Below are 22,394 nucleotides of genomic sequence, written 5' to 3'. Positions count from 1 at the left end.
ATGTCAATTGAATTTATTTAAGCCAATACGATAATTCAATGACATTTCACAGGAGAGGCCGTAATGATAAATGCCAATCAATGCCTGGTTTTGCTATTGGCACTGAGCGCCGCGCCGGCGATCGCAACGGAAACCCCGGCGCCGCGCTGGGCGGTGCAAACTGGAGGCCGGCAGGTTTTGGGGACGGACGGCTGGCAGGCCACCTGGCCCGGCGTCAACTGGAGCTTGCGCTTCGCCGGCAAGGGGGTGGGCGTCCGCCTCAACGACGCGGTCAATTACTACAGCCTGGAGCTGGACGGCAAGGCCGCGCAAAAAATCGCGCCGGCAACCGGCGAGCGCACCATCTGGCTGGACGCGCCGGACGGCAAGCCGCATACCGCGCGCCTGTTCAAGCTGACTCAGTCCCCTGACCAATCCGGCCTGTTCCGCGGTTTTCTGTTGCGCGATGCTCATCCGCTGGCGCCGCCGTCCAAGCCCCGCCGGCAAATCGAATTCATAGGAGATTCCTGGACCGTGGCCTACGGCAATCTGTCCGCCACGCGCGATTGCACCGATCAGCAAATCGTCGAGCGCAGCGATGCCAGCCAGAGCTTCGCGGCCTACCTGGGCAAGCGATACGGCGCGCAAATCCAAAACAACGGCATGTCGGGCATGGGCATGGTGCGCAACTGGGGCGGCAATATGCCGCAGGTGGATTACCGCAGCTATCACCCGCGCCTGCTGCAGAATCAGCCGGAAACCGCGCCGGGCAACAACGCCTATCGCCGCTACGACTGGCGCCCGCAGCTGGTGGTGATCGCGCTGGGCATCAATGACTTCGGCACCGCGGTCGGTCCTAACGAACCGCGCAGCCAACAACAGTTGGCCGACGACTATGTCAAGGCATACCACGGCTTGATCGCACGCTTGAAACAGCGCTATGACCAGCCTGCCTTCCTGCTGGCCGCCACCTATCTCTGGCCGGACGACAGGATGCGCCCGCTGGTCAGCCGGATCGCGGAGGAGGAACGAAACCTAGGCACCACGGTGGCGTATGTGGATTGGCAGAATATCGAGCTGACCGGCTGCAACTGGCACCCCAATCTGTCCGATCACGCCAAGATGGCCGCGCAAATGGAGGCTGCCATCGGCACCCTGGGCAATATCTGGGACAAATAAATAAACAAAAGCCGCGCCTCACGGCGCGGCTTTCTCTCAACGACAACGGGCGTATTCCGGATTGTCTGGTCCGCGCAGCGCTCAGTCCACGCGTTCAAAACGGGAGCGATCAGGCTTAAACCGTGCCATGGGAGAGCCAGGCCCCGCCGACACAGACTGTACAAATACGGCAAAGAGACGCGACACAGGACCAGGGCTTTCGCGCCCAGCAAAATTCAAACGGCCAGGCCAAGCTTAGGCGCGTGCAGGACTGAGCGCTTTTAATGGCCGCGAAGCAAACCACGCAGAGAAACTGGGCCAAGGCGCGCCGACTGAGGCAGTACACGCCCTAGCACAAGGAGACACAACGCTGGATCTGGGCTTGGGTCAGCGGGTCTAAATGCCAAGCCCGTCTCGTCGCCGCGCCGCCGCCCGCAAGGCCTGGCGGCTGGATGCGATCAATTCCTCGTCTCCGGCCGCCTCGCGTAAAAGCAGGGCCTCGCGCAACGCGCTTTCGGCCTCAGCCAAATACCCCGCGCCGAGTCTGGCCTTGCCCAGGTGTTGCAGCGCAAACCCCAATAAGGCAAGAGGAGCGGCATGCTGGCGAATGCGAGCTTCTTGCTCCTCCAAGGCGTTTATCGATGCCTGCCACAAGCCGCGCGCCTCCAGCGCCTGGGTCCAGCGAATCACCGCCGCGCAATGGCCGCCCGCATCCGCCAGCCGCGCCAAATCCTCCATGGCGCGGCGCAGCCATGCCTCGGCGCGATCGATATCGCCGGCATACAGCAGCATCAAGCCTGCCTGGCTTTGCGCGCGGGCCTGAGCGGCAGCGTCTTTCCCTTCCCGCGCCAATAGCGCTTCAGCCTGTTTGCGCATGGCTGCTGGATTGAGCGCGCGGCGAGCCAGGGTATCGTCGTCGATCACATGCTCGGTACCCGGCAAGCCATTGAAGTCCATCACTCGCGGCGCCTTGCCCGTCATTTAATTTCCAGTCCGGTCCATGCTTTTTTTCTGCAGGCAACTGGGGCAAAGGCAATCCCCAGCCGCCCCCCGCACTGGCAGCGCATGCGGCAAGTCCATGCACCAGCAAGCCCCCTCTTCGCCGCCCGCGCCGCAGGTAAAGCCGCTGCCGCAGCTTGCGCAGGTCTTGCGCTGAACGGGCAGCGGCAAGGCCAATAACCGCTGCCAGACCTGCTCCTTGCGTTCCCCGCTATAGCGGGACCAGCCGGCGATCTCGTCCAGCGTGCGCCGGCAGCCCACGCAGACCTGCCCGCCCTCGTCCAGCCGGCACACGCCTATGCAAGGCGATGGCGGCGTCTTGACCGATGTTTCCAAACCACACCTCTAAGTTCAATCGCTATCGGCGGGATGGTAACGCGATGGCGGCGCTCAAGCTAGCTGCCGCCAGCGCTGCCCCAGCCCCACGGCATGAAACAGGCCGTAGCCCAGACAGATCAAGGAACTCCAGAGCGCGAATGCATTGAGCGCCTCCGGCCGCCACAGCCAGATGGGGAACAAAACCAGGCCGCGCAGCAAGTAGATGGCCGTGATGATCAACAGAGCGGGCTTCAGCAAGGGCAGACGGCGCAGCCAGCCCGCGGCGGAGAACGCGTAGAGCGCCCAGAGCGCCAAAACGGCGGCGATGCCCAGCGTCACCAGCGCCGGCCACCATTCGCCTCTTCCGGCCGCAGCGGCCAAATCCGGCGGCGCGCCGAAAAAGCGATACCAAGCCGGTCCGCCGACAATGCAGGCGAGATGCAACAGGCTGGCCAGCAGGCTCAAACCGCCGGCGATCAATAGATTGCGATTCATGGCGCGCCTCTGTCTTGAATTTGAAGATCAAAACAATAACATTGTCATTTATTGGGCGCATGAAAAACGGCGCGATGATTCGCGCCGTTGCGTTCCGCTCGCCCGCTGCTTACTTTGCTGCGGAAGCGTCCTTGGCAGCCGCGCCACCGCCTATGGTTTCCATCACCTTCCACTGGCCGTTTTCGACCTTGTACACGGTGATGCCGCCATCCTTCAGGTCGCCCTTGTCGTCATAGGTCCAGTTGCTGGAGGTCACGCCCTGGTGGGTGATCTTGGCCAGCACTGGCAGGTAGACCTTGGGATCGGCCGAGTTGGCCTGTTCCATCGCCTGGATCAGCGTGCGCGTGGCGTCGTAGCCGTACGGCGAGTAAGTGGCCACGTCGGCCTTGAAGCGCGCCTTGTAGCGGGTTTCGTAGTCCTTGCCGCCCGGCATCTGCTCCAGCGGCAGGCCAGCCAGCGAGGCGATGGTGCCTTCGGCTTCCTTGCCCGCCAGTTGCAGGAAGGTGGGGGTGCGCGTCATTTCGCCCGAAATCAGCGGAGCCTTGATGCCCAGGCGCTTCATCTGCTTGACCATGGGCGCGGACTGCGCGTCGGCGCCGCCGTAGAACACCACATCCGGATTCACGCCCTTGATGCTGGTCAGGATGGCGGTGAAGTCGGTGGCCTTGTCATTGGTGAACTCGCGCTTCACCACGTCGCCGCCGGCGGCGCGGGCGGACTTCTCGAACTCGTCGGCCAGGCCCTGGCCGTAGGCGGTGCGGTCGTCGACGATCACGATGCGCTTGGCATGCAGCTTGTCAACCGCGAACTTGCCCATCACGCCGCCCTGCTGGGTGTCGGAGGTCATGGAACGGAAAGTGTTCTTGAAGCCCTGGGCGGTGAACACCGGCGAGGTGGCCATGGCGATCATCGGAATGCCGGCGTCGGAATAGATCTTGGAGGCCGGGATGGCGGTGCCGGAGTTGAAGTGGCCGATGATGCCGGCGACTTTCTCGTCCACGAACTTCTGCGCCAATTGGGTGGCGGTCTTCGGGTCGGCCTGGTCGTCCTGCGCGTCCAGCACGAAGGTCACCGGCTTGCCGCCCAGGGTCGGCTTCTCGGCGTTGGCGTCTTCGATGGCCAGGGTCACGCCGTTTTTGTACTCTTCGCCGTAGTGCGATTGCGGGCCAGTCAGCGGCGCGGCAAAACCGATCTTGACCTCGGTGGCGCCAGCGGCTTGGGCAGGCGCGGACGCCGCGCCGGATTGGGCGGTGTCGTCCTTCTTGCCGCAAGCGGACAGGGCGACGGCGGCGGCGACCGCCAGAGTCAGGGTGGACAGTTTGGATACTTGCATCTCTTCGTTCCTCTTCTCTTGCTTCAACTTCTAACGTCGATGTAATCGGCCGGAGCCGGGTCCAGACTTGCTCTTAAAGTAAAAACTCTGGCCGCATTATTTCAATGCGGCCAGAAGCTGGCAAGTTCTTATTCTGTCATGCTCATCAGGCTGGCATTTCCACCCGCCGCCGTAGTGTTGACGCTGAGCGCGCGCTCCACCACCAGCCGGTGGATATTGTAGCCGTGCTCGCCGCGCAGGATCAGCGGCACCAGGGCGCCGTCGCGCGCCGCCAGCTTGCGGCGGGCCTCCTCCGCGCCGGCGCCGGCGAACAACACCGCCGACACATCCGCCGCCAACACATCGGCCGAGACCTCGGCGTGGCCGCCCAGCGCGGCGGCGAGCTTGCGCCCGGCCTCGCTGTCCGGCAGCACGGCGCGGTTGCCGGCGGCGAAAGCGGCGGCCAATTGTTCGGCCAGCGCTTGCGCGTCGCCCGCCACGCAGCCGACTCGGCCGCGGCCAGCGAAGGACAAGACGTTATTTTCGCCGGTAGGGCCGGGCAGGGCCACGCTATGCGACAGCGGGCTTTCCTGGCGCGCGGCGGCGATGACGCCGTCCAGCGCCAGGCCCTGCGCCTTGGCGGCTGCGGCCAGCGCGTCCAAGGCGGACAGGTCAGCCGGCTGCGGCGAGGCGGCCAGCTTGGGTTGCCACGCGGCGCGGCTCAGACGGTACAGATAGTACGGCCCGCCGGCCTTGGGGCCGGTGCCGGACTTGCCTTCGCCGCCGAAGGGCTGCACGCCCACCACCGCGCCGACGATGTTGCGGTTGACATAGATATTGCCCACCTTGATCTTGCCGCAGATGTCGGCGATGGTCTCGTCGATGCGGCTGTGGATGCCGTGGGTCAGGCCATAGCCGGTGGCGTTGATCTCGGCCACCACCTTGTCCAGATCGGACGCGGCGAAGCGCAGCACGTGCAGCACCGGACCGAACACCTCGCGCTTCAGCTCGGACAGATTGTCGATCTCGAACAGCGTCGGCGCCACATAAGTGCCATGCTCGCAATCGGCGCTCAACTTGGTTTGATGCATGGCGCGCGCCGAATGCTTCAGCTTGTCGATATGAGCCAGCAGGCCGGCTTGCGCCTCGGCGTCTATCACCGGGCCAACATCGGTGGTGAGCTTGGCCGGGTTGCCCACCGTCAGCTCGTCCATCGCGCCCTTGATCATCTTGATGACCTTATCGGCGATATCGTTCTGCAGATACAACACGCGCAGCGCCGAGCAGCGCTGGCCGGCGGAGTCAAAGGCTGAGCTCAGCACGTCGGTCACCACCTGCTCCGGCAGCGCCGAGCTGTCGACTATCATCGCGTTCATGCCGCCGGTTTCCGCCACCAGCACCGGGTCGTCGCCGCGCTTGGCCAGCGTGCGGTTGATGATTTGCGCCACTTCGGTGGAGCCGGTGAAGATCACGCCCTGGATGCGCGCGTCGCCGGTCAGCGCCGCGCCCACCACCTCGCCGCGCCCCGGCAGGAACTGCAGCGCCGCGCGCGGCACGCCGGCCTCATGCAGCAGGCGCACGGCGTAAGCGGCGATCAGGCTGGTCTGCTCGGCCGGTTTGGCCAGCACGGTGTTGCCGGCGGCCAGCGAGGCGACCACTTCGCCGATGAAGATGGCCAGCGGGAAATTCCACGGGCTGATGCACACCACCGGACCCAGCGGCTTGTGCGTGGCATTGTCGAATTCGGACGCGATCTGCGCCGCGTAATAGCGGCAGAAGTCCACCGCCTCGCGCACTTCGGCGATGGCGTTGTTCAGGGTCTTGCCCGCCTCGCGCACTGCCAAGCCCATCAAGGCCGGCATATTGTCTTCCATCAGGTCGGCCATGCGGTTCAGGCAGGCGGCGCGCTCAGCCACCGGCGTGGCGGCCCACTCGGCTGCGAAGGCGGTGGACAGGCCCAGCGCCCGCTCGACATCGTCCGCCGTCGCTTCCCGCACCTTGCCGACCACGTCGTCGCGCAGCGCCGGATTTCGCACCTCCAGCCATTCGCCTTCGCGCACATCGCCGTCGCCCAGCAGCGGCGCGGCAGTCCAGCTTTGTTGCTCCGACGCCTGCAGGCCCAGTTGCAGCGTGGCCAGCACATGCTCGTTGGACAGATCGAGGCCGGCGGAATTGCGGCGGCCGTTGCCGTACACGTCGGCCGGCAGCGGAATCTTGCCGTGCGGCTGGCCGGCGTGGGCGGCGGCCTCGGCCACCGGATCGGTCACCAGTTCGTCTATGGATACGGCCTCGTCGACGATGCGGTTGACGAAGGAGGAGTTGGCGCCGTTTTCCAGCAGGCGGCGCACCAGATAGGCCAGCAGCGTCTCGTGCGAGCCCACCGGCGCGTAGATGCGGCAGGCCTTGCCCAGCTTGTCCTTGCCGACGACCTGGTCGTACAAGGTCTCGCCCATGCCGTGCAGGCATTGGAATTCATAATCCAGGCCGGTGGCCAGGTTATAGATGGCGGACAGGCTGTAGGCGTTATGGGTGGCGAACTGCGGGTAGATGGCGTCCTGCGCGGCCAGCAGCTTCTTGGCGCAAGCCAGGTAGGACACGTCGGTATACACCTTGCGGGTGTAAACCGGGTAGCCCGGCAAGCCGTCCACCTGGGCGCGCTTGATCTCGGCATCCCAATAGGCGCCCTTGACCAGACGCACCATGAAACGGTGGCCGGTGCGGCGTGCCAGGTCGATCAGGAAGTCGATCACGAAGGGGCAGCGCTTCTGGTAGGCCTGCACCACGATGCCTATGCCTTCGAAACCTTTCAGGTCCGCGTCGTGGGCCAGCGCCTCCACCAGGTCCATGGAGATTTCCAGGCGGTCGGCTTCTTCGGCGTCGATGTTCAGGCCGATATTGTACTGTTTGGCCAGCAGGAACAGTTCCTTCAGCCGCGGCAGCAGTTCAGCCATCATGCGCTCATGCTTCAGGCGGGCGTAACGCGGGTGGATGGCGGACAGCTTGACCGAGATGCCGGGGCCGTCGTAAATGCCGCGGCCGTTCGATTCCTTGCCTATGGCATGGATGGCGGTGACGTAGTCTTTCAGATAACGCTGCGCGTCGGCCTCGGTCATCGCCGCCTCGCCCAGCATGTCGTAGCTGAAACGGTAGCCGCGCGCTTCGCGCTCGCGGCCGTTGGCCAGCGCTTCTTCAATCGTTTCGCCAGTGACAAACTGCTTGCCCAGCATGCGCATGGCCATGTCCACGCCCTTGCGGATCAGCGGTTCGCCGCCCTTGGCGATCAGACGCGTCATCGCGGCCGACAGGCCGGAGGCGCTATGCGAGGCGACCAGCTTGCCGGTGACCAGCAGGCCCCAGGCGGCGGCGTTGACGAACAGCGAGGCGCTGTTGCCCAAGTGGGCCTTCCAATCGCCGCGGGAAATCTTGTCGCGGATCAGCTTGTCGGCCGTCTCGCGGTCGGGGATGCGCAGCAGCGCCTCCGCCAGGCACATCAGGGCGATGCCTTCGCTGCTGTCCAGCGAGAACTCGTGCATCAGCGCGTCCACGCCGCTGGCACGGGTGCGCTCGCGGCGCACCTCGGTCACCAAACGGCGCGCCAATTGCTGCACCGAGGCGACCTGCTCGGGACTCATCGCCGCTTGCGCGAGCAAGGCTTGCACGCACTCGCGTTCGTCACGCCGATAAGCGGCCGTGATCGCGTCGCGCAGAGCGGACTGCTGATGAGCAAAGGATTCGAATTGCATGGGGTTTCTCCGATATTGTTTGCAGCCCCGGCCTCGCGTCCGGGTAAGCCGTCTATTGTATACAAGAGACGTTGGAACTGTTGGACAATATATAATATTCTTTAGCGCCTAAGCGCTATCAAACTCATACAGAGCAAGGCTCTGCATCGAATTAACCTCCTCGCCAAACCAATACAAAGTCATGGCAATACCACCCGATAGCCGCAAATCGACGTTTCCACAGCATTGCCTCAGTGTGAATGCTTCGTTTCAAAACACATCGATAGTAAACAAATGCTGTCTTGAACAGACAAATCAGCCTAGTACAAGCGCAATCCCCACAGCAAACCCAGCTGCCAGATATTCATCAAAATGACACACTTCAGCATGTCGGAAATGCAAAAAGCCCCAGGCAGGGCCTGGGGCTTTTATTGGGAATCTGGCGATGTCCTACTTTCACATGGCGAATGCCACACTATCATCGGCGCTAAGATGTTTCACGGTCCTGTTCGGGATGGGAAGGCGTGGGACCATCTCGCTATGGTCGCCAGAAAAAACGTGAACGCTGTCGCGTAATTCTGGATTTCGCTTGCTTTGAAGCGAAACACCGAGCCATCGGCTCGGTGTCATCGTATAGGGCGTCTGGCGGTGTCCTACTTTCACATGGCGAATGCCACACTATCATCGGCGCTAAGATGTTTCACGGTCCTGTTCGGGATGGGAAGGCGTGGGACCATCTCGCTAAGGCCACCAGACATAAACTTGTACAAACTCAAGAAGCCTGAGTTAGAGAGATTCTCTAACTCTGAATATTCGGTATCTGATCGTGTCGCACACACTCTATCTCGCGTCTTGGTCTCCCAAGCCACTCAAATGATAGGATCAAGCCTCACGAGCAATTAGTATCGGTTAGCTTCACGCCTCACAGCGCTTCCACACCCGACCTATCAACGTCCTGGTCTCGAACGACTCTTCAGGGAGGTCAAGCCTCCAGGGAAGTCTCATCTTCAGGCAAGTTTCCCGCTTAGATGCTTTCAGCGGTTATCTCTTCCGAACTTAGCTACCCGGCAATGCCACTGGCGTGACAACCGGTACACCAGAGGTTCGTCCACTCCGGTCCTCTCGTACTAGGAGCAGCCCCCGTCAAACTTCCAACGCCCACTGCAGATAGGGACCAAACTGTCTCACGACGTTTTGAACCCAGCTCACGTACCACTTTAAATGGCGAACAGCCATACCCTTGGGACCGGCTACAGCCCCAGGATGTGATGAGCCGACATCGAGGTGCCAAACACCGCCGTCGATGTGAACTCTTGGGCGGTATCAGCCTGTTATCCCCGGAGTACCTTTTATCCGTTGAGCGATGGCCCTTCCATTCAGAACCACCGGATCACTATGTCCTGCTTTCGCACCTGCTCGACTTGTCGGTCTCGCAGTTAAGCTACCTTTTGCCATTGCACTATCAGCACGATTTCCGACCGTACCTAGGTAACCTTCGAACTCCTCCGTTACACTTTGGGAGGAGACCGCCCCAGTCAAACTGCCTACCATGCACTGTCCCCAATCCGGATCACGGACCAAGGTTAGAACCTCAAACACACCAGGGTGGTATTTCAAGGACGGCTCCATCAGAACTAGCGTCCTGACTTCAAAGCCTCCCACCTATCCTACACAAGTCTGTTCAAAGTCCAATGCAAAGCTACAGTAAAGGTTCACGGGGTCTTTCCGTCTAGCAGCGGGGAGATTGCATCTTCACAAACACTTCAACTTCGCTGAGTCTCAGGAGGAGACAGTGTGGCCATCGTTACGCCATTCGTGCGGGTCGGAACTTACCCGACAAGGAATTTCGCTACCTTAGGACCGTTATAGTTACGGCCGCCGTTTACCGGGGCTTCGATCAAGAGCTTGCACCCCATCACTTAACCTTCCGGCACCGGGCAGGCGTCACACCGTATACGTCCACTTTCGTGTTGGCACAGTGCTGTGTTTTTGTTAAACAGTCGCAGCCACCGATTCTCTGCGACCTGTCAAAGCTTCGTGAGCAAGTCACTACACCTCAACAGGCATACCTTCTCCCGAAGTTACGGTATCAATTTGCCGAGTTCCTTCTCCTGAGTTCTCTCAAGCGCCTTAGAATTCTCATCCTGCCCACCTGTGTCGGTTTGCGGTACGGTTCTTATGTAGCTGAAGCTTAGTGGCTTTTCCTGGAAGCGTGGTATCAGTCACTTCAGGTCCGTAGACCCTCGTTATCACTTCTCGGCCTTAAGGGGCGGCGGATTTGCCTACCACCCCAGCCTACCGGCTTGAACAGACTATTCCAACAGTCTGCTGACCTAACCTTCTCCGTCCCCACATCGCACTACATAAAAGTACGGGAATTTTAACCCGTTTCCCATCGACTACGCTTTTCAGCCTCGCCTTAGGGGCCGACTCACCCTACGCCGATGAACGTTGCGTAGGAAACCTTGGGCTTTCGGCGAGCGGGCTTTTCACCCGCTTTATCGCTACTCATGTCAGCATTCGCACTTCTGATATCTCCAGCATCCCTTACGAGACACCTTCACAGACCTACAGAACGCTCCCCTACCACGCACAGTAAACTGTGCATCCGCAGCTTCGGTTATCAGTTTGAGCCCCGTTACATCTTCCGCGCAGGACGACTCGACCAGTGAGCTATTACGCTTTCTTTAAATGATGGCTGCTTCTAAGCCAACATCCTGGCTGTCTAGGCCTTCCCACTTCGTTTACCACTTAACTGATCATTTGGGACCTTAGCTGGCGGTCTGGGTTGTTTCCCTCTTGACGATGGACGTTAGCACCCACCGTCTGTCTCCCATGCTTGCACTTTCCGGTATTCAGAGTTTGCCATGGTTTGGTAAATCGCAATGACCCCCTAGCCATAACAGTGCTTTACCCCCGGAAGTGATACATGAGGCACTACCTAAATAGTTTTCGGGGAGAACCAGCTATCTCCGAGTTTGTTTAGCCTTTCACCCCTATCCACAGCTCATCCCCTAGTTTTGCAACACTAGTGGGTTCGGACCTCCAGTGCGTGTTACCGCACCTTCATCCTGGCCATGGATAGATCACTCGGTTTCGGGTCTACGCCCAGCAACTCAATCGCCCTATTCGGACTCGGTTTCCCTACGCCTCCCCTATTCGGTTAAGCTTGCTACTGAACGTAAGTCGCTGACCCATTATACAAAAGGTACGCAGTCACGGAACAAGTCCGCTCCCACTGTTTGTATGCATCCGGTTTCAGGTTCTATTTCACTCCCCTCCCGGGGTTCTTTTCGCCTTTCCCTCACGGTACTGGTTCACTATCGGTCGATCATGAGTATTTAGCCTTGGAGGATGGTCCCCCCATCTTCAGACAGGATTTCTCGTGTCCCGCCCTACTTCTCGACTGCTTAGTTCTTGCGATGCGTTTTCGTGTACGGGGCTATCACCCACTACGGCTGGACTTTCCATTCCATTCCACTAACGCAACTCATAACACAGTCAGGCTGTTCCGCGTTCGCTCGCCACTACTTACGGAATCTCGGTTGATTTCTTTTCCTCGAGTTACTTAGATGTTTCAGTTCACTCGGTTCGCCTCCTCTGACCTATGGATTCAGTCAGGGATCTCCTTGCGGAGGGGTTTCCCCATTCGGACATCGCGGGATCAAAGCTCTATTGCCAGCTCCCCCGCGCTTTTCGCAGGCTTACACGTCCTTCATCGCCTATGATCGCCAAGGCATCCACCAGATGCACTTAGTCGCTTGACCCTATCATTTCAGTAACCTAAATTACCGCAACAACAGAGAGTGTTTGTGCGACGACTGCACCGCCCCTTTTGATATCGCGACGCAGCCTTAGATACAATCAAATACCCAAGATGACGATTTGTTGATGCACAGAATTAACTCTGCATCTTCATCTCGCCGTCTTTATATATTCGGCTTCTTCAGTTTGTTAAAGATCGGGCGTTTATACAACGCAAACAGAATCCAACTCTTCCGAATTCGATTTTGTTTGCGATGGTGGAGGATGACGGGATCGAACCGACGACCCCCTGCTTGCAAAGCAGGTGCTCTCCCAACTGAGCTAATCCCCCTCTTTTTGGGTGATGCTGCGTTGCTCAGTCGCTCATGTGCATAAGCACATGTCGCTCCTTCGCGCCTTGCCTGACCCAAAAAATACTGGTGGGTCTGGTAGGACTCGAACCTACGACCCCTGCGTTATCAACACAGTGCTCTAACCAGCTGAGCTACAAACCCAGTAGTCGTTTGATACCACATCCTTTTCGATCAAAATCAAGCAGATCCAGGCGAAAGCTGACGACGTGTACATCGAGTACACGAGGAAGCTTTCAACGCAGAGCTGCGCCGATTTTCATCGAAAATGCCCTTAACTTGAATAACCGATAGGCTGTAAGTACTTGGCGATCGCCTTCTCTAGAAAGGAGGTGATCCAGCCGCAGGTTCCCCTACGGCTACCTTGTTACGACTTCACCCCAGTCATGAATCCCACCGTGGTAAGCGGCCTCCTTGCGGTTAGCCTACCCACTTCTGGTGAAACTCACTCCCATGGTGTGACGGGCGGTGTGTACAAGACCCGGGAACGTATTCACCGCAGCATGCTGATCTGCGATTACTAGCGATTCCGACTTCACGCACTCGAGTTGCAGAGTGCGATCCGGACTACGATCGGTTTTCTGAGATTAGCTCCACCTCGCGGCTTGGCAACCCTCTGTACCGACCATTGTATGACGTGTGAAGCCCTGCCCATAAGGGCCATGAGGACTTGACGTCATCCCCACCTTCCTCCGGTTTGTCACCGGCAGTCTCATTAGAGTGCCCAACTGAATGATGGCAACTAATGACAAGGGTTGCGCTCGTTGCGGGACTTAACCCAACATCTCACGACACGAGCTGACGACAGCCATGCAGCACCTGTGTTACGGCTCCCTTTCGGGCACCAAGATATCTCTACCAAGTTCCGTACATGTCAAGAGCAGGTAAGGTTTTTCGCGTTGCATCGAATTAATCCACATCATCCACCGCTTGTGCGGGTCCCCGTCAATTCCTTTGAGTTTTAACCTTGCGGCCGTACTCCCCAGGCGGTCAACTTCACGCGTTAGCTACGCTACCAAGGATTCAAACCCCCAACAGCTAGTTGACATCGTTTAGGGCGTGGACTACCAGGGTATCTAATCCTGTTTGCTCCCCACGCTTTCGTGCATGAGCGTCAGTGTCATCCCAGGGGGCTGCCTTCGCCATCGGTATTCCTCCACATCTCTACGCATTTCACTGCTACACGTGGAATTCTACCCCCCTCTGACGCACTCTAGTCGTGCAGTCTCCAATGCCGTTCCCAGGTTAAGCCCGGGGCTTTCACATCAGACTTGCACAACCGCCTGCGCACGCTTTACGCCCAGTAATTCCGATTAACGCTTGCACCCTACGTATTACCGCGGCTGCTGGCACGTAGTTAGCCGGTGCTTATTCTTCAGGTACTGTCATCCCCCAGCGGTATTAGCGCTAGGGATTTCCTCCCTGACAAAAGTCCTTTACAACCCGAAGGCCTTCTTCAGACACGCGGCATGGCTGGATCAGGCTTGCGCCCATTGTCCAAAATTCCCCACTGCTGCCTCCCGTAGGAGTCTGGGCCGTGTCTCAGTCCCAGTGTGGCGGATCATCCTCTCAGACCCGCTACTGATCGTCGCCTTGGTGAGCTCTTACCTCACCAACTAGCTAATCAGACATCGGCTGCTCGTATAACGCGAGGTCTTTCGATCCCCCGCTTTCCCCCTCAGGGCGTATGCGGTATTAATCCGGCTTTCGCCGAGCTATCCCCCATTACACGGTACATTCCGATGCATTACTCACCCGTTCGCCACTCGCCACCAGGAGCAAGCTCCCGTGCTGCCGTTCGACTTGCATGTGTAAAGCATGCCGCCAGCGTTCAATCTGAGCCAGGATCAAACTCTTCAGTTCAATCTCATAGCAATTTTCTGGCACGCAAGTTCAAAGAAATAAACAAGTATCTCTTGTCTCTTGCAGTGCAAGTATTTGGCTTTCACCAAGCACTTACACCTATCGGTTATTCGTTCTGTTAAAGAGCAGTGCCGGACGCTGTTTTCGTCACACCGGAAACCGTTTCGTTTCCACCGTTTCGTTCGCTGCGTCAGCTGAGGAGGCGAACTATACGCCCGGGCCTAAACCTCGTCAACACCTTTTGCGAGAAAAATTGAACTTTTCACCCATCGCCCACGCAAGATGATGATTTTTAAAGAAATAGCAATCCAAGAAATTTCAAGCTCCTGCGCCGCAACGCTCACCACCCTCGCAGAATACCCAAAAACAAGCAGGCCGGCGTTGCCGCCGGCCTGTTTCAGACACTTCTATATAGACAAATCAGCCCTTGCGCAGCTTGGCGAAGGCGGCCGCCATCGCGGTATCGCCCTGCGGCGCCGATTGCTGGCCGCGAGACTGGCGCGGACGATTGTCGGAACGGCTGTCGCTGCGGCTGCCACGGCTACTGCCGGAGCCGACCTCGTCATCCAGCCGCATCGTCAGCGCGATGCGCTTGCGCGCCACGTCCACTTCCAGCACCTTGACCTTGACTACGTCGCCGGCTTTGACCACCTTGCGCGGATCGTCGATGAACTTGTTGGACAGCGCCGAGATATGGACCAGGCCATCCTGGTGCACGCCGATGTCGACGAAGGCGCCGAAGTTGGCCACATTGGTCACTACGCCCTCCAGCACCATGCCCGGCTGCAAATGCTTGATGTCCTCTATTCCATCCTGGAAGGTGGCAGTCTTGAATTCCGGACGCGGATCGCGGCCCGGCTTGTCCAGTTCCTTCAGGATATCCATCACCGTCGGCAGGCCGAAACGCTCGTCGGTGTAATCAGTGGCGCGCACCGACTTAAGGAAAGAAGAATCGCCGATCAGGGTCTTCACGTCGCGGCCGGCCTTGGCCACGATCTTCTCCACCACCGGATAAGCCTCCGGGTGCACCGATGACGCGTCCAGCGGGTTGTCGCCGCCGGCGATGCGCAGGAAGCCGGCTGCCTGCTCGAAGGTCTTGTCGCCCAGGCGCGGCACTTTCAGCAGTTCCTTGCGGGTGCGGAAGGCGCCGTTCTGGTCGCGGTAGGAGACGATATTGGATGCCAAAGTCGCGTTGAGGCCGGAGATGCGGGTCAGCAGCGGCACCGATGCGGTGTTGACGTCCACGCCCACCGCGTTCACGCAGTCCTCCACCACGCCGTCCAGCGCGCGCGCCAGTTGGCTCTGATTGACGTCATGCTGGTACTGGCCGACGCCGATGGACTTGGGGTCGATCTTCACCAGCTCGGCCAGCGGGTCTTGCAGGCGGCGGGCAATGGACACCGCGCCGCGCAGGCTGACGTCCATGTCCGGGAATTCCTTGGCCGCCAGCTCGGAGGCGGAATAGACCGACGCGCCGGCTTCCGACACCACAATCTTGGTCATGCCCAATTGCGGGAAGGCCTTGATCAGGTCCTGGGCCAGCTTGTCGGTCTCGCGGCTGGCGGTACCGTTGCCGATGGCGATCAGGTCCACCTTGTGGCGCGTGCACAACGCGCCAAGGATGGCGATGGACTTGTCCCATTCGCGGCGCGGCTCGTGCGGATAGATGGCGGTGGTGTCCAGCACCTTGCCGGTATCGTCGACTACCGCCACCTTGCAGCCGGTGCGCAGGCCCGGGTCCAGGCCCAGCGTCGCGCGGCGGCCGGCCGGCGCGGCCAGCAGCAGATCATGCAGGTTGGCGGCGAAGACTTTGATCGCTTCGGCGTCGGCGGCGTCCTTCAAGCGCGACACCAGCTCCAGTTCCAACGACAGGAAAATCTTGGCGCGCCAGCACAGGCGCACGCCGTCCAGCAGCCATTTATCGGCCGCGCGGCCGGCATCCTGGATGCCGAAGCGAGCGGCGATCAACCTTTCATAGGCCGAACGCTCGGTGATCGGCGTTTCGTCCGGCTGGTATTTCAGCGCGACGCTCAGCACGCCCTCGTTGCGGCCGCGCAAGAGCGCCAGCGCGCGGTGCGACGGAATGGCCTTGATAGGTTCGCGGTGGTCGAAATAATCGGAGAACTTGGCGCCTTCGGTTTCCTTGCCCGCCACCACAGCGGCGGCCAATTCGCCTTCGCTCCACAGTTTTTCGCGCAATTGGCCCAGCAACTCCGCGTCTTCGGCGAAGCGCTCGATCAGGATGGCGCGCGCGCCATCCAATGCCGCCTTGGCATCGGCGATGCCGGCTTCTGCATTCAGGAAGGTTTCGGCCAGCGCGTTCGGATCTTGCGACGGATCGGCCAGCAGGCTATCGGCCAGCGGCTCCAGGCCGGCTTCGCGGGCGATCTGCGCCTTGGTCCGGCGCTTGGGCTTGTAAGGGAGGTAAAGGTCTTCCAGCGTGGTCTTGTTGTCGCTGGCGTAAATGGCGGCTTCCAGCTCGGGGGTGAGCTTGCCTTGCTCGGCGATGCTCTTGAGGATGCTGTCGCGGCGGTCGTCCATCTCGCGCAGATACACCAGGCGCTCGGCCAGCGTGCGCAACTGGGTGTCGTCCAGACCGCCGGTGACTTCCTTGCGGTAACGGGCGATGAAGGGAACGGTGGCGCCGCCGTCGATCAGCTCGATGGTGGCCGCCACTTGGGATTCGCGGACGGCAAGCTCAGCCGCCAGGCGGCTGGAAAGGCTTTTCAGCATCGGTTTTTATTCTTTCGCGTCGAACAAAAACCGCTACTGTACCGCCATCCGCCGCAAAATCAAGCCGCGACCGGGCGCACCAGCCAAGCCTGAGCTTCTTCCACCAGATCGAAATACTGCACATGGCTATGCGACAACAAGCCCGCGATATGGGTAGCCAGCTTGATCCAGACGTCGCCGACGACGATGGCGACGCGCCCCATTTTTTCCTCGTGCGCGCGCATGAACTTGACCTCTTCCAGCGCCATGTCCAGCGTGAAGTCCTTCAGCTCGGACAGGTCCAGCAGCATGTCCGGTTTCTCGCGTTCGTCCAGGCGCTTGAGCACCGCCTGCTCCAGCAGCTGGAAATCGGCCAGCGTGAATTCATTGAACAAGGCCACATCCAGGCCGTAATCCTGCTCTCGAATCGAAATCATGTGCTTCTCCCTCTCTGTGATTGTTGTAAAAACCTTGACTGTATTCTAGCGCCGACCTGCCAACATGCCGCTGATCACAATCAACACCATCGCCAGCAGCGAATCCGCCGTCAGCGCATCGCCCCATACCAGCGCGCCCAGCAGGCAGGAAAACACCACCGTCAAATAGGACAAGTTGGCCGCGGTCAGCTTGCGCCCCACTTTATAGGCCCGAGTCATCGCCAACTGCGCCACCGTGGCCGCGCCGCCAACGCCCAGCAGCAACCAGGCGTTTTCCAGGGTCACCGGATGCCAAGGCTCCAGACTCATCAACAACAGGCCGCCGATGGTTGAGATCAGCGCGAAATAAAACACCACCCGCCACTCGGCTTCGCCCCGCTTGCCCAGCTCCCGCACATGCAGATAGGACCAGCCGGCCAGAAAGCCGGAGACCAGCCCCAACAGACCAGCAAACCAGACATCGCCGGACAGCGTGGGCTTGAGCAGCAGCACCACGCCGACGAAGCCCAAGCCCAGACCGGCCAGCGCCTGACGCGGCAGTTTCTCCTTCAGCAATACCACCGACAGCACGGCCAGGAACATCGGCGAGGTGTAAGTCAGCGTGGAGGCCGTCGCCAAGGGGAGGTGGGCGATGGCGTAGAAAGACATCAATAGCGAGACATAGCCGATCACGCCGCGTTGCAAGTGATAGCGCAGCCAGGGCGTGGCGAAGCGCTCCCGCCGCCACAAGGCCGCGCCGCCCAGTGTCAGCACGCCGATCAGCGTGCGCCAGAACACCAGCTCGGTGGAGGAGAAATGCTTGGCCCCCAGCTTGACGAACAAACCCATCAGCGCGAAAAACGCCGCCGCCACCACCATCCAGCCCGAACCGAGCCGCCACTGCCTGTCCTGCATCCTGCCACCTTCTGTTGAATCACCGATTGCGCGCCGCCAGCACCCCGGCAAACACGATCAAAACCATCGCCAGCACGCCGGCAAGACTCAAGGCCTCACCCCAGACCGCCATGCCCAGCAAGGCGGAAAACACCACGGTCAAATAGGCGAAGCTGGCCACCAGATAGCGCCGCCCTTCTTTATAAGCTCGCGTCATCGCCAGCTGTCCCAGCATGCCGAACACGCCCACGCCCAGCAACGGCCAGACATTGGACGGCGTGATGGAGGAAAAGCCCGGCCCCAGACATAAGTAAACCAGACCCATCACGCTGGCCAGGCTAAAAAACCAGAATACGACCCGCCAAGGCGGCTCTCCCATCTGCCCCAGCTCTCTCACCTGAAATACGGCGAAGCCGGCGCTAACCCCTGACAACAGGCCGATCAAGCCTGGCAGCCATTGCTGAGACGTCAAGGTAGGCCGCAGCAACAGCATCACGCCGCAAAAGCCCATGAGCAGGGCCAGCCCCACAGGCCAGCCCGGGCGGTCCCTCAGCTTGACGATGCATAGCACGGAGAAAAACAGCGAGGAGGTGTAATTCAGGGTCACCGCCGTAGACAAGGGCAAGCGGGTCAGGGCATAAAACAAGGCCGCCATCGACGCATAGCCGACGAAGCCGCGATGGATATGGGCCCGCCAATGCGGAGTGGCGGGAGAATGGCCGCGCAGCATCATGGGCGTGCCCAGCAAGACCGCCCCGATGGCAGTACGCCAGAACAACAACTCCACCGACTGGAAATCGGCCGCGCCCAATTTGGCGCAGGCGCTCATCAGGGCGAAACACGCCGCCGCCAGCACCATCCAGCCGGCGCCCAGCCGGTTCAGCGCCGCGGCCATTGCGCAGACAGGCAGATGGACTCCATCTGTCGCCTATAGGTGCGGAATTCCGAGGCGTTGGCGGTACAACGCGCCTCCAGCACATGACTGCGATCCAGCAGCTGGATCACATGCAGATTATGCCGCACGATCCACAGCCGGTTGGACACAAAGCGGCCATCGCGATACTCCGTCACCAGCCGCCCGGCTTTCGAATTGATGCGCACGAAGTTAGCCGCCTCGCGGTCGCCGCTCTCCTGGCGGAAAGCCGCCGCCATGCGGGGCAAGGTCTCGCCGCGCTTGGGCTTGCGCAGCCCTATCCTGACCAAGATCGCCGCCCTCTCGCGCTGATCCGGCTTGGGCGGGATTACCCGCAGCACGCGCCCGCCCTCCTCTATCGCCGGGCGCACCTTCCATCCCGGCGGCAGATTGAAGCGTATCTTGCTCACCGGATCGGTGTAGTTGGCAGCCAGGGCCAGCGGACTGAGCAGCAATAGCGCGCCAAGCGCCGCCATGCGAAGGATGGGAGACATGATCTAGCCCGGAATCTCAATAAAAAAAGGCGCGGACCTCCGCGCCTTCGCATTATGGCATTGCACTTGCCTTTTTAACCAGCCAAGGCCGCGCCCATCTTGCGGCGGTAATACTCATGGAAGTGCTGCATGCCTTCCTCGGTCGGAGACTGATACGGGCCCACCTCGCTGACGCAGGCCAGCCACAGCGCCTTGCGGCCTTCGTGCATGCGGATGCAGATCTCGTCGTCTTCTTTGGCGGTTTCAAAGTACGCAGCCTGTTCGGCCTCGATGAATTCCGGCTCGAACCACACCACGTCTTCCGGGTAGTAGAACTCGGTGATCACCGTGCACTTCTCCGGACCGCGCGGCATCACCACGCTGACCACCAGCACATGCGGATACCACTCCACCATGATGTTGGGGTAGTAGGTCAGCCAGATGGCGCCGAATTCCGGCTGCTGCTCGGCGTAACGGCGGCGCACTTCCTCGTGCCATTTGCCGTACACCTTGGAGCCGGCGCGCGCCAGGCGGTTCTTCACGCCCACGGTCTGCACGTGGTAGCTGTCGCCCCACTCCCATTTCAGATCATCGCAGTTGACGAAATTGCCCAAACCGGGGTGGAAGGGATCGACGTGGTAGTCTTCCGAATAGACTTCGATGAAGGTCTTCCAGTTGAAGTCGTATTCGGTGGTATGCGTGGAGTGGAAGGCATAACCATCGAAAGTCATGTGCTTGGCGACGCCCAAACGGGCCAGGTCGGCCGCCACATTGCGGCGGGCGTCGAACAACAGGCCGTTCCAGCGCGTCAGCTCGGTCTGCCCCAGGTTCAGGCACGGCGTTTCCGGAAAATGCGGCGCGCCCACCAGTTTGCCTGCGGCGTCATAAGTCCAGCCGTGCAGATTGCATACGATGTGGTTGCCGTTGCCGCGGCCCTTGTAGATCACGGCTTGGCGATGGCGGCAGACGTTGGAGATCAGCTTGACCTCGCCGTCCACGTTCTTGAGCATCTTGCCGTGCCCCAACCACTCCAGCGTGTGATAGTCGCCGGAATTGGGCGTCATCAGCTCATGGCCATAGTACTGAGGGGCGTCTGCGAACAGCAGCTCCTGTTCCCTGGCGTAGAACGCGGGATCGAAATAGGTATAAACGGGTAGCTGGGCTGCGGATGCTTGAAGCAGTTGAGCAGAAGCCAGATCAGACATTATTCCCACACCTCCGTGGTAGAAGATATAAGACCAGCCGAATCTCGCTCGGGACGAGTTTGCGGGACTATCAAAAAGAATCAATCAAAACAAGGATCAACCTTGCGACACAAGGGCGGAATTATGCCCTCGCCCCACCCCCGGGGCAAGCGTTAATTCTTTGTGACAATCCGTCGCCAAGCCCCAGCCATGGCAAGATATGCGCGGCTCCCCCTTCCGCGGCAAACAATGTGCGTGTCGATTAATTAAAATCAAAGACTTGTTAACTTTCGTGCAGCGCAACATTAGAAGTTGATGATCTATAGTGTTATACTACGGTCAACTTTGTTGCTACATCGTCTGTCCTGATTCACGCGCCACGCACGCCAGCCATCGCAGCGAGCGGACGAAAATGGGCCTAAGCCTTGATGGGACTTGGCCAGCCACGCTTGGCGCGGACGGCAGGCGATCGCAACAGCAGGTGGCCAAACCGGCCGCCATGCGCTACCACACGGTTAGCATCATGCCGCTGTCTGCGCCCGCCTGGCGCGACGGCGACGAGACGGCAAATCCGTAAATAGCGCATCGCAATGGATTTTTTCACCGATTTATTCATTTTTTTCAAATTTACATGCTCAAGCCTATGAATTCCACCATCCTCGTCATCAATTGCGGCAGCTCTTCCCTGAAATTCGCGCTGATCGACAGCCTCAGCCACGACGCCATCATGACCGGCCTGGCGGAGAAGCTGGGCCTGGCCGACGCCTGCATCACCTTCAAGCACGACGGCGGCAAAGAAACCGCCCTGCTGTCCGCGCCGGACCACGCCGCGGCCATGCACGCCATCATCGAAAAACTGCAGCAAGTGTCGCTGCTGGACAGCGTGAAGGCCATCGGCCACCGCGTGGTGCACGGCGGCGAGCACTTCAAGCAATCCGCGCTGCTGGACGAAGCCGCCATCAACGAAATCGAGCGCTGCATCAAGCTGGCGCCGTTGCACAACCCGGCTCACATCCTGGGCATCCGCACCGCGATCCAGGAATTCCCCAGCCTGCCGCAAGTGGCCGTGTTCGACACCTCCTTCCATCAGACCATGCCGGAAAAGGCCTATCTGTACGCCGTGCCGATGAAGCTGTACCGCGAGAACAGCCTGCGCCGCTACGGCATGCACGGCACCAGCTACCGCTTCGTGGCCGAAGAAGCCGCCAAGATGCTGGGCAAGCCGGCTGAAGAGACCAGCCTGGTGATCGCCCACTTGGGCAACGGCGCCTCCATCGCCGCCATCCGCGACGGCAAGGGCGTGGACACCTCCATGGGCCTGACCCCGCTGGAAGGCCTGGTCATGGGCACCCGCTCCGGCGACATCGACCCCAGCGTGTTCGGCTACCTGGCCACCGAGCGCGGCATGGACATCGCGTCCATCACCAATATGTTGAACAAGGAATCCGGCCTCTTGGGCCTGTCCGAGCTGTCCAACGACTGCCGCGAGCTGGAAGAAGCCGCCGCCAAGGGCCATGAAGGCGCCAAGCGCGCGCTGGAAGTGTTCGCCTACCGCCTGGCCAAATACGTGGCCTCCATGACCGTGGCCGCCGGCCGCCTGGACGCCGTGGTGTTCACCGGCGGCATCGGCGAGAACTCGTCCTTCCTGCGCGGCGAAGTCATCAAGCAGCTGGGCTTCCTGGGCCTGACCCTGGACGAAGCCGCCAACCATGACTGCATCCGCGGCAAGGCCGGCCGCATCACCGCCGCCGGCTCCGTGCCGGCCCTGGTGATCAACACCAACGAAGAACTGATGATCGCCATGGACACCGCCGAACTGGCGGGCCTGGCCCACTAAGCCG

At 60.3% G+C, this 22,394-nt stretch carries 13 protein-coding genes, 2 tRNA genes and 4 rRNA genes; 2 read left to right on the top strand and 17 right to left on the bottom strand.

Going from position 1 to position 22,394, the window contains the following annotated elements:
* Positions 1 to 63 precede the first annotated feature (63 nt).
* Positions 64 to 1,158, top strand: coding sequence for an SGNH/GDSL hydrolase family protein (locus tag FYK34_RS02905; RefSeq protein WP_149294972.1), 1,095 nt, complete (start codon positions 64 to 66; stop codon positions 1,156 to 1,158).
* Positions 1,159 to 1,533: 375 nt separating this feature from the next.
* Here the strand turns inward: FYK34_RS02905 and FYK34_RS02900 are convergent, their stop codons facing one another.
* From FYK34_RS02900 to FYK34_RS02820, 17 genes are all read right to left on the bottom strand, one after another.
* Positions 1,534 to 2,118, bottom strand: a complete 585-nt coding sequence (locus FYK34_RS02900) for a hypothetical protein (RefSeq protein WP_149294971.1) — start codon at positions 2,116 to 2,118, stop codon at positions 1,534 to 1,536.
* Complete coding sequence (locus FYK34_RS02895; RefSeq protein ID WP_149294970.1) at positions 2,119 to 2,472, bottom strand: cysteine-rich CWC family protein; 354 nt, start codon at positions 2,470 to 2,472, stop codon at positions 2,119 to 2,121. It abuts the gene before it with no gap.
* Positions 2,473 to 2,526: 54 nt separating this feature from the next.
* A complete protein-coding gene (locus FYK34_RS02890; protein WP_149294969.1) occupies positions 2,527 to 2,949 on the bottom strand; it encodes a hypothetical protein in 423 nt (140 codons plus the stop codon).
* A gap of 109 nt (positions 2,950 to 3,058) precedes the next feature.
* Complete coding sequence (locus tag FYK34_RS02885; protein ID WP_149294968.1) at positions 3,059 to 4,282, bottom strand: branched-chain amino acid ABC transporter substrate-binding protein; 1,224 nt, start codon at positions 4,280 to 4,282, stop codon at positions 3,059 to 3,061.
* A gap of 128 nt (positions 4,283 to 4,410) precedes the next feature.
* A complete protein-coding gene (putA, locus tag FYK34_RS02880) occupies positions 4,411 to 8,004 on the bottom strand; it encodes a trifunctional transcriptional regulator/proline dehydrogenase/L-glutamate gamma-semialdehyde dehydrogenase (protein ID WP_149294967.1) in 3,594 nt (1,197 codons plus the stop codon).
* Between the two features lie 416 nt (positions 8,005 to 8,420).
* A 5S ribosomal RNA gene (rrf, locus tag FYK34_RS02875) occupies positions 8,421 to 8,535 on the bottom strand.
* 88 nt (positions 8,536 to 8,623) lie between these two features.
* A 5S ribosomal RNA gene (gene rrf / locus FYK34_RS02870) occupies positions 8,624 to 8,738 on the bottom strand.
* 123 nt (positions 8,739 to 8,861) lie between these two features.
* Positions 8,862 to 11,750: ribosomal RNA gene (locus FYK34_RS02865) — 23S ribosomal RNA — on the bottom strand.
* Positions 11,751 to 12,003: 253 nt separating this feature from the next.
* A tRNA-Ala gene (locus FYK34_RS02860) sits at positions 12,004 to 12,079 on the bottom strand.
* 86 nt (positions 12,080 to 12,165) lie between these two features.
* Positions 12,166 to 12,242: transfer RNA gene (locus tag FYK34_RS02855), tRNA-Ile, on the bottom strand.
* A gap of 181 nt (positions 12,243 to 12,423) precedes the next feature.
* Positions 12,424 to 13,961: ribosomal RNA gene (locus tag FYK34_RS02850) — 16S ribosomal RNA — on the bottom strand.
* The 16S, 23S and 5S rRNA genes sit together here with 2 tRNA genes alongside, the layout of an rRNA operon.
* A 420-nt stretch (positions 13,962 to 14,381) precedes the next feature.
* Positions 14,382 to 16,694: a Tex family protein gene (locus FYK34_RS02845; RefSeq protein ID WP_149294966.1), complete on the bottom strand. Its 2,313-nt coding sequence runs from the start codon at positions 16,692 to 16,694 to the stop codon at positions 14,382 to 14,384.
* Positions 16,695 to 16,753: 59 nt separating this feature from the next.
* A complete protein-coding gene (locus tag FYK34_RS02840; RefSeq protein WP_149294965.1) occupies positions 16,754 to 17,110 on the bottom strand; it encodes a SpoIIAA family protein in 357 nt (118 codons plus the stop codon).
* A 45-nt stretch (positions 17,111 to 17,155) separates the two neighbouring features.
* Positions 17,156 to 18,004, bottom strand: coding sequence for a DMT family transporter (locus FYK34_RS02835; protein WP_149294964.1), 849 nt, complete (start codon positions 18,002 to 18,004; stop codon positions 17,156 to 17,158).
* Positions 18,005 to 18,023: 19 nt separating this feature from the next.
* Positions 18,024 to 18,878 carry a DMT family transporter gene (locus FYK34_RS02830; RefSeq protein ID WP_231137356.1) on the bottom strand — a complete coding sequence of 285 codons (855 nt, stop codon included), beginning with the start codon at positions 18,876 to 18,878 and terminating at the stop codon, positions 18,024 to 18,026.
* Positions 18,863 to 19,390 carry a hypothetical protein gene (locus FYK34_RS02825; protein WP_149294963.1) on the bottom strand — a complete coding sequence of 176 codons (528 nt, stop codon included), beginning with the start codon at positions 19,388 to 19,390 and terminating at the stop codon, positions 18,863 to 18,865. Before FYK34_RS02825 ends, FYK34_RS02830 begins: the two co-directional genes overlap by 16 nt.
* 74 nt (positions 19,391 to 19,464) lie before the next feature.
* The gene (locus tag FYK34_RS02820; protein ID WP_149294962.1) at positions 19,465 to 20,574 is read right to left on the bottom strand and encodes an aromatic ring-hydroxylating oxygenase subunit alpha; all 1,110 of its coding nucleotides are present in this window, start codon (positions 20,572 to 20,574) and stop codon (positions 19,465 to 19,467) included.
* Positions 20,575 to 21,196: 622 nt separating this feature from the next.
* Here FYK34_RS02820 and FYK34_RS02815 point away from each other — a divergent pair.
* Positions 21,197 to 22,390, top strand: a complete 1,194-nt coding sequence (locus FYK34_RS02815) for an acetate kinase (protein WP_149299724.1) — start codon at positions 21,197 to 21,199, stop codon at positions 22,388 to 22,390.
* Positions 22,391 to 22,394: the final 4 nt, after the last annotated feature.

Source organism: Chromobacterium paludis (assembly GCF_008275125.1).
Taxonomy (GTDB): domain Bacteria; phylum Pseudomonadota; class Gammaproteobacteria; order Burkholderiales; family Chromobacteriaceae; genus Chromobacterium; species Chromobacterium paludis.
This window is presented reverse-complemented; position numbering and strand designations above follow the sequence as displayed.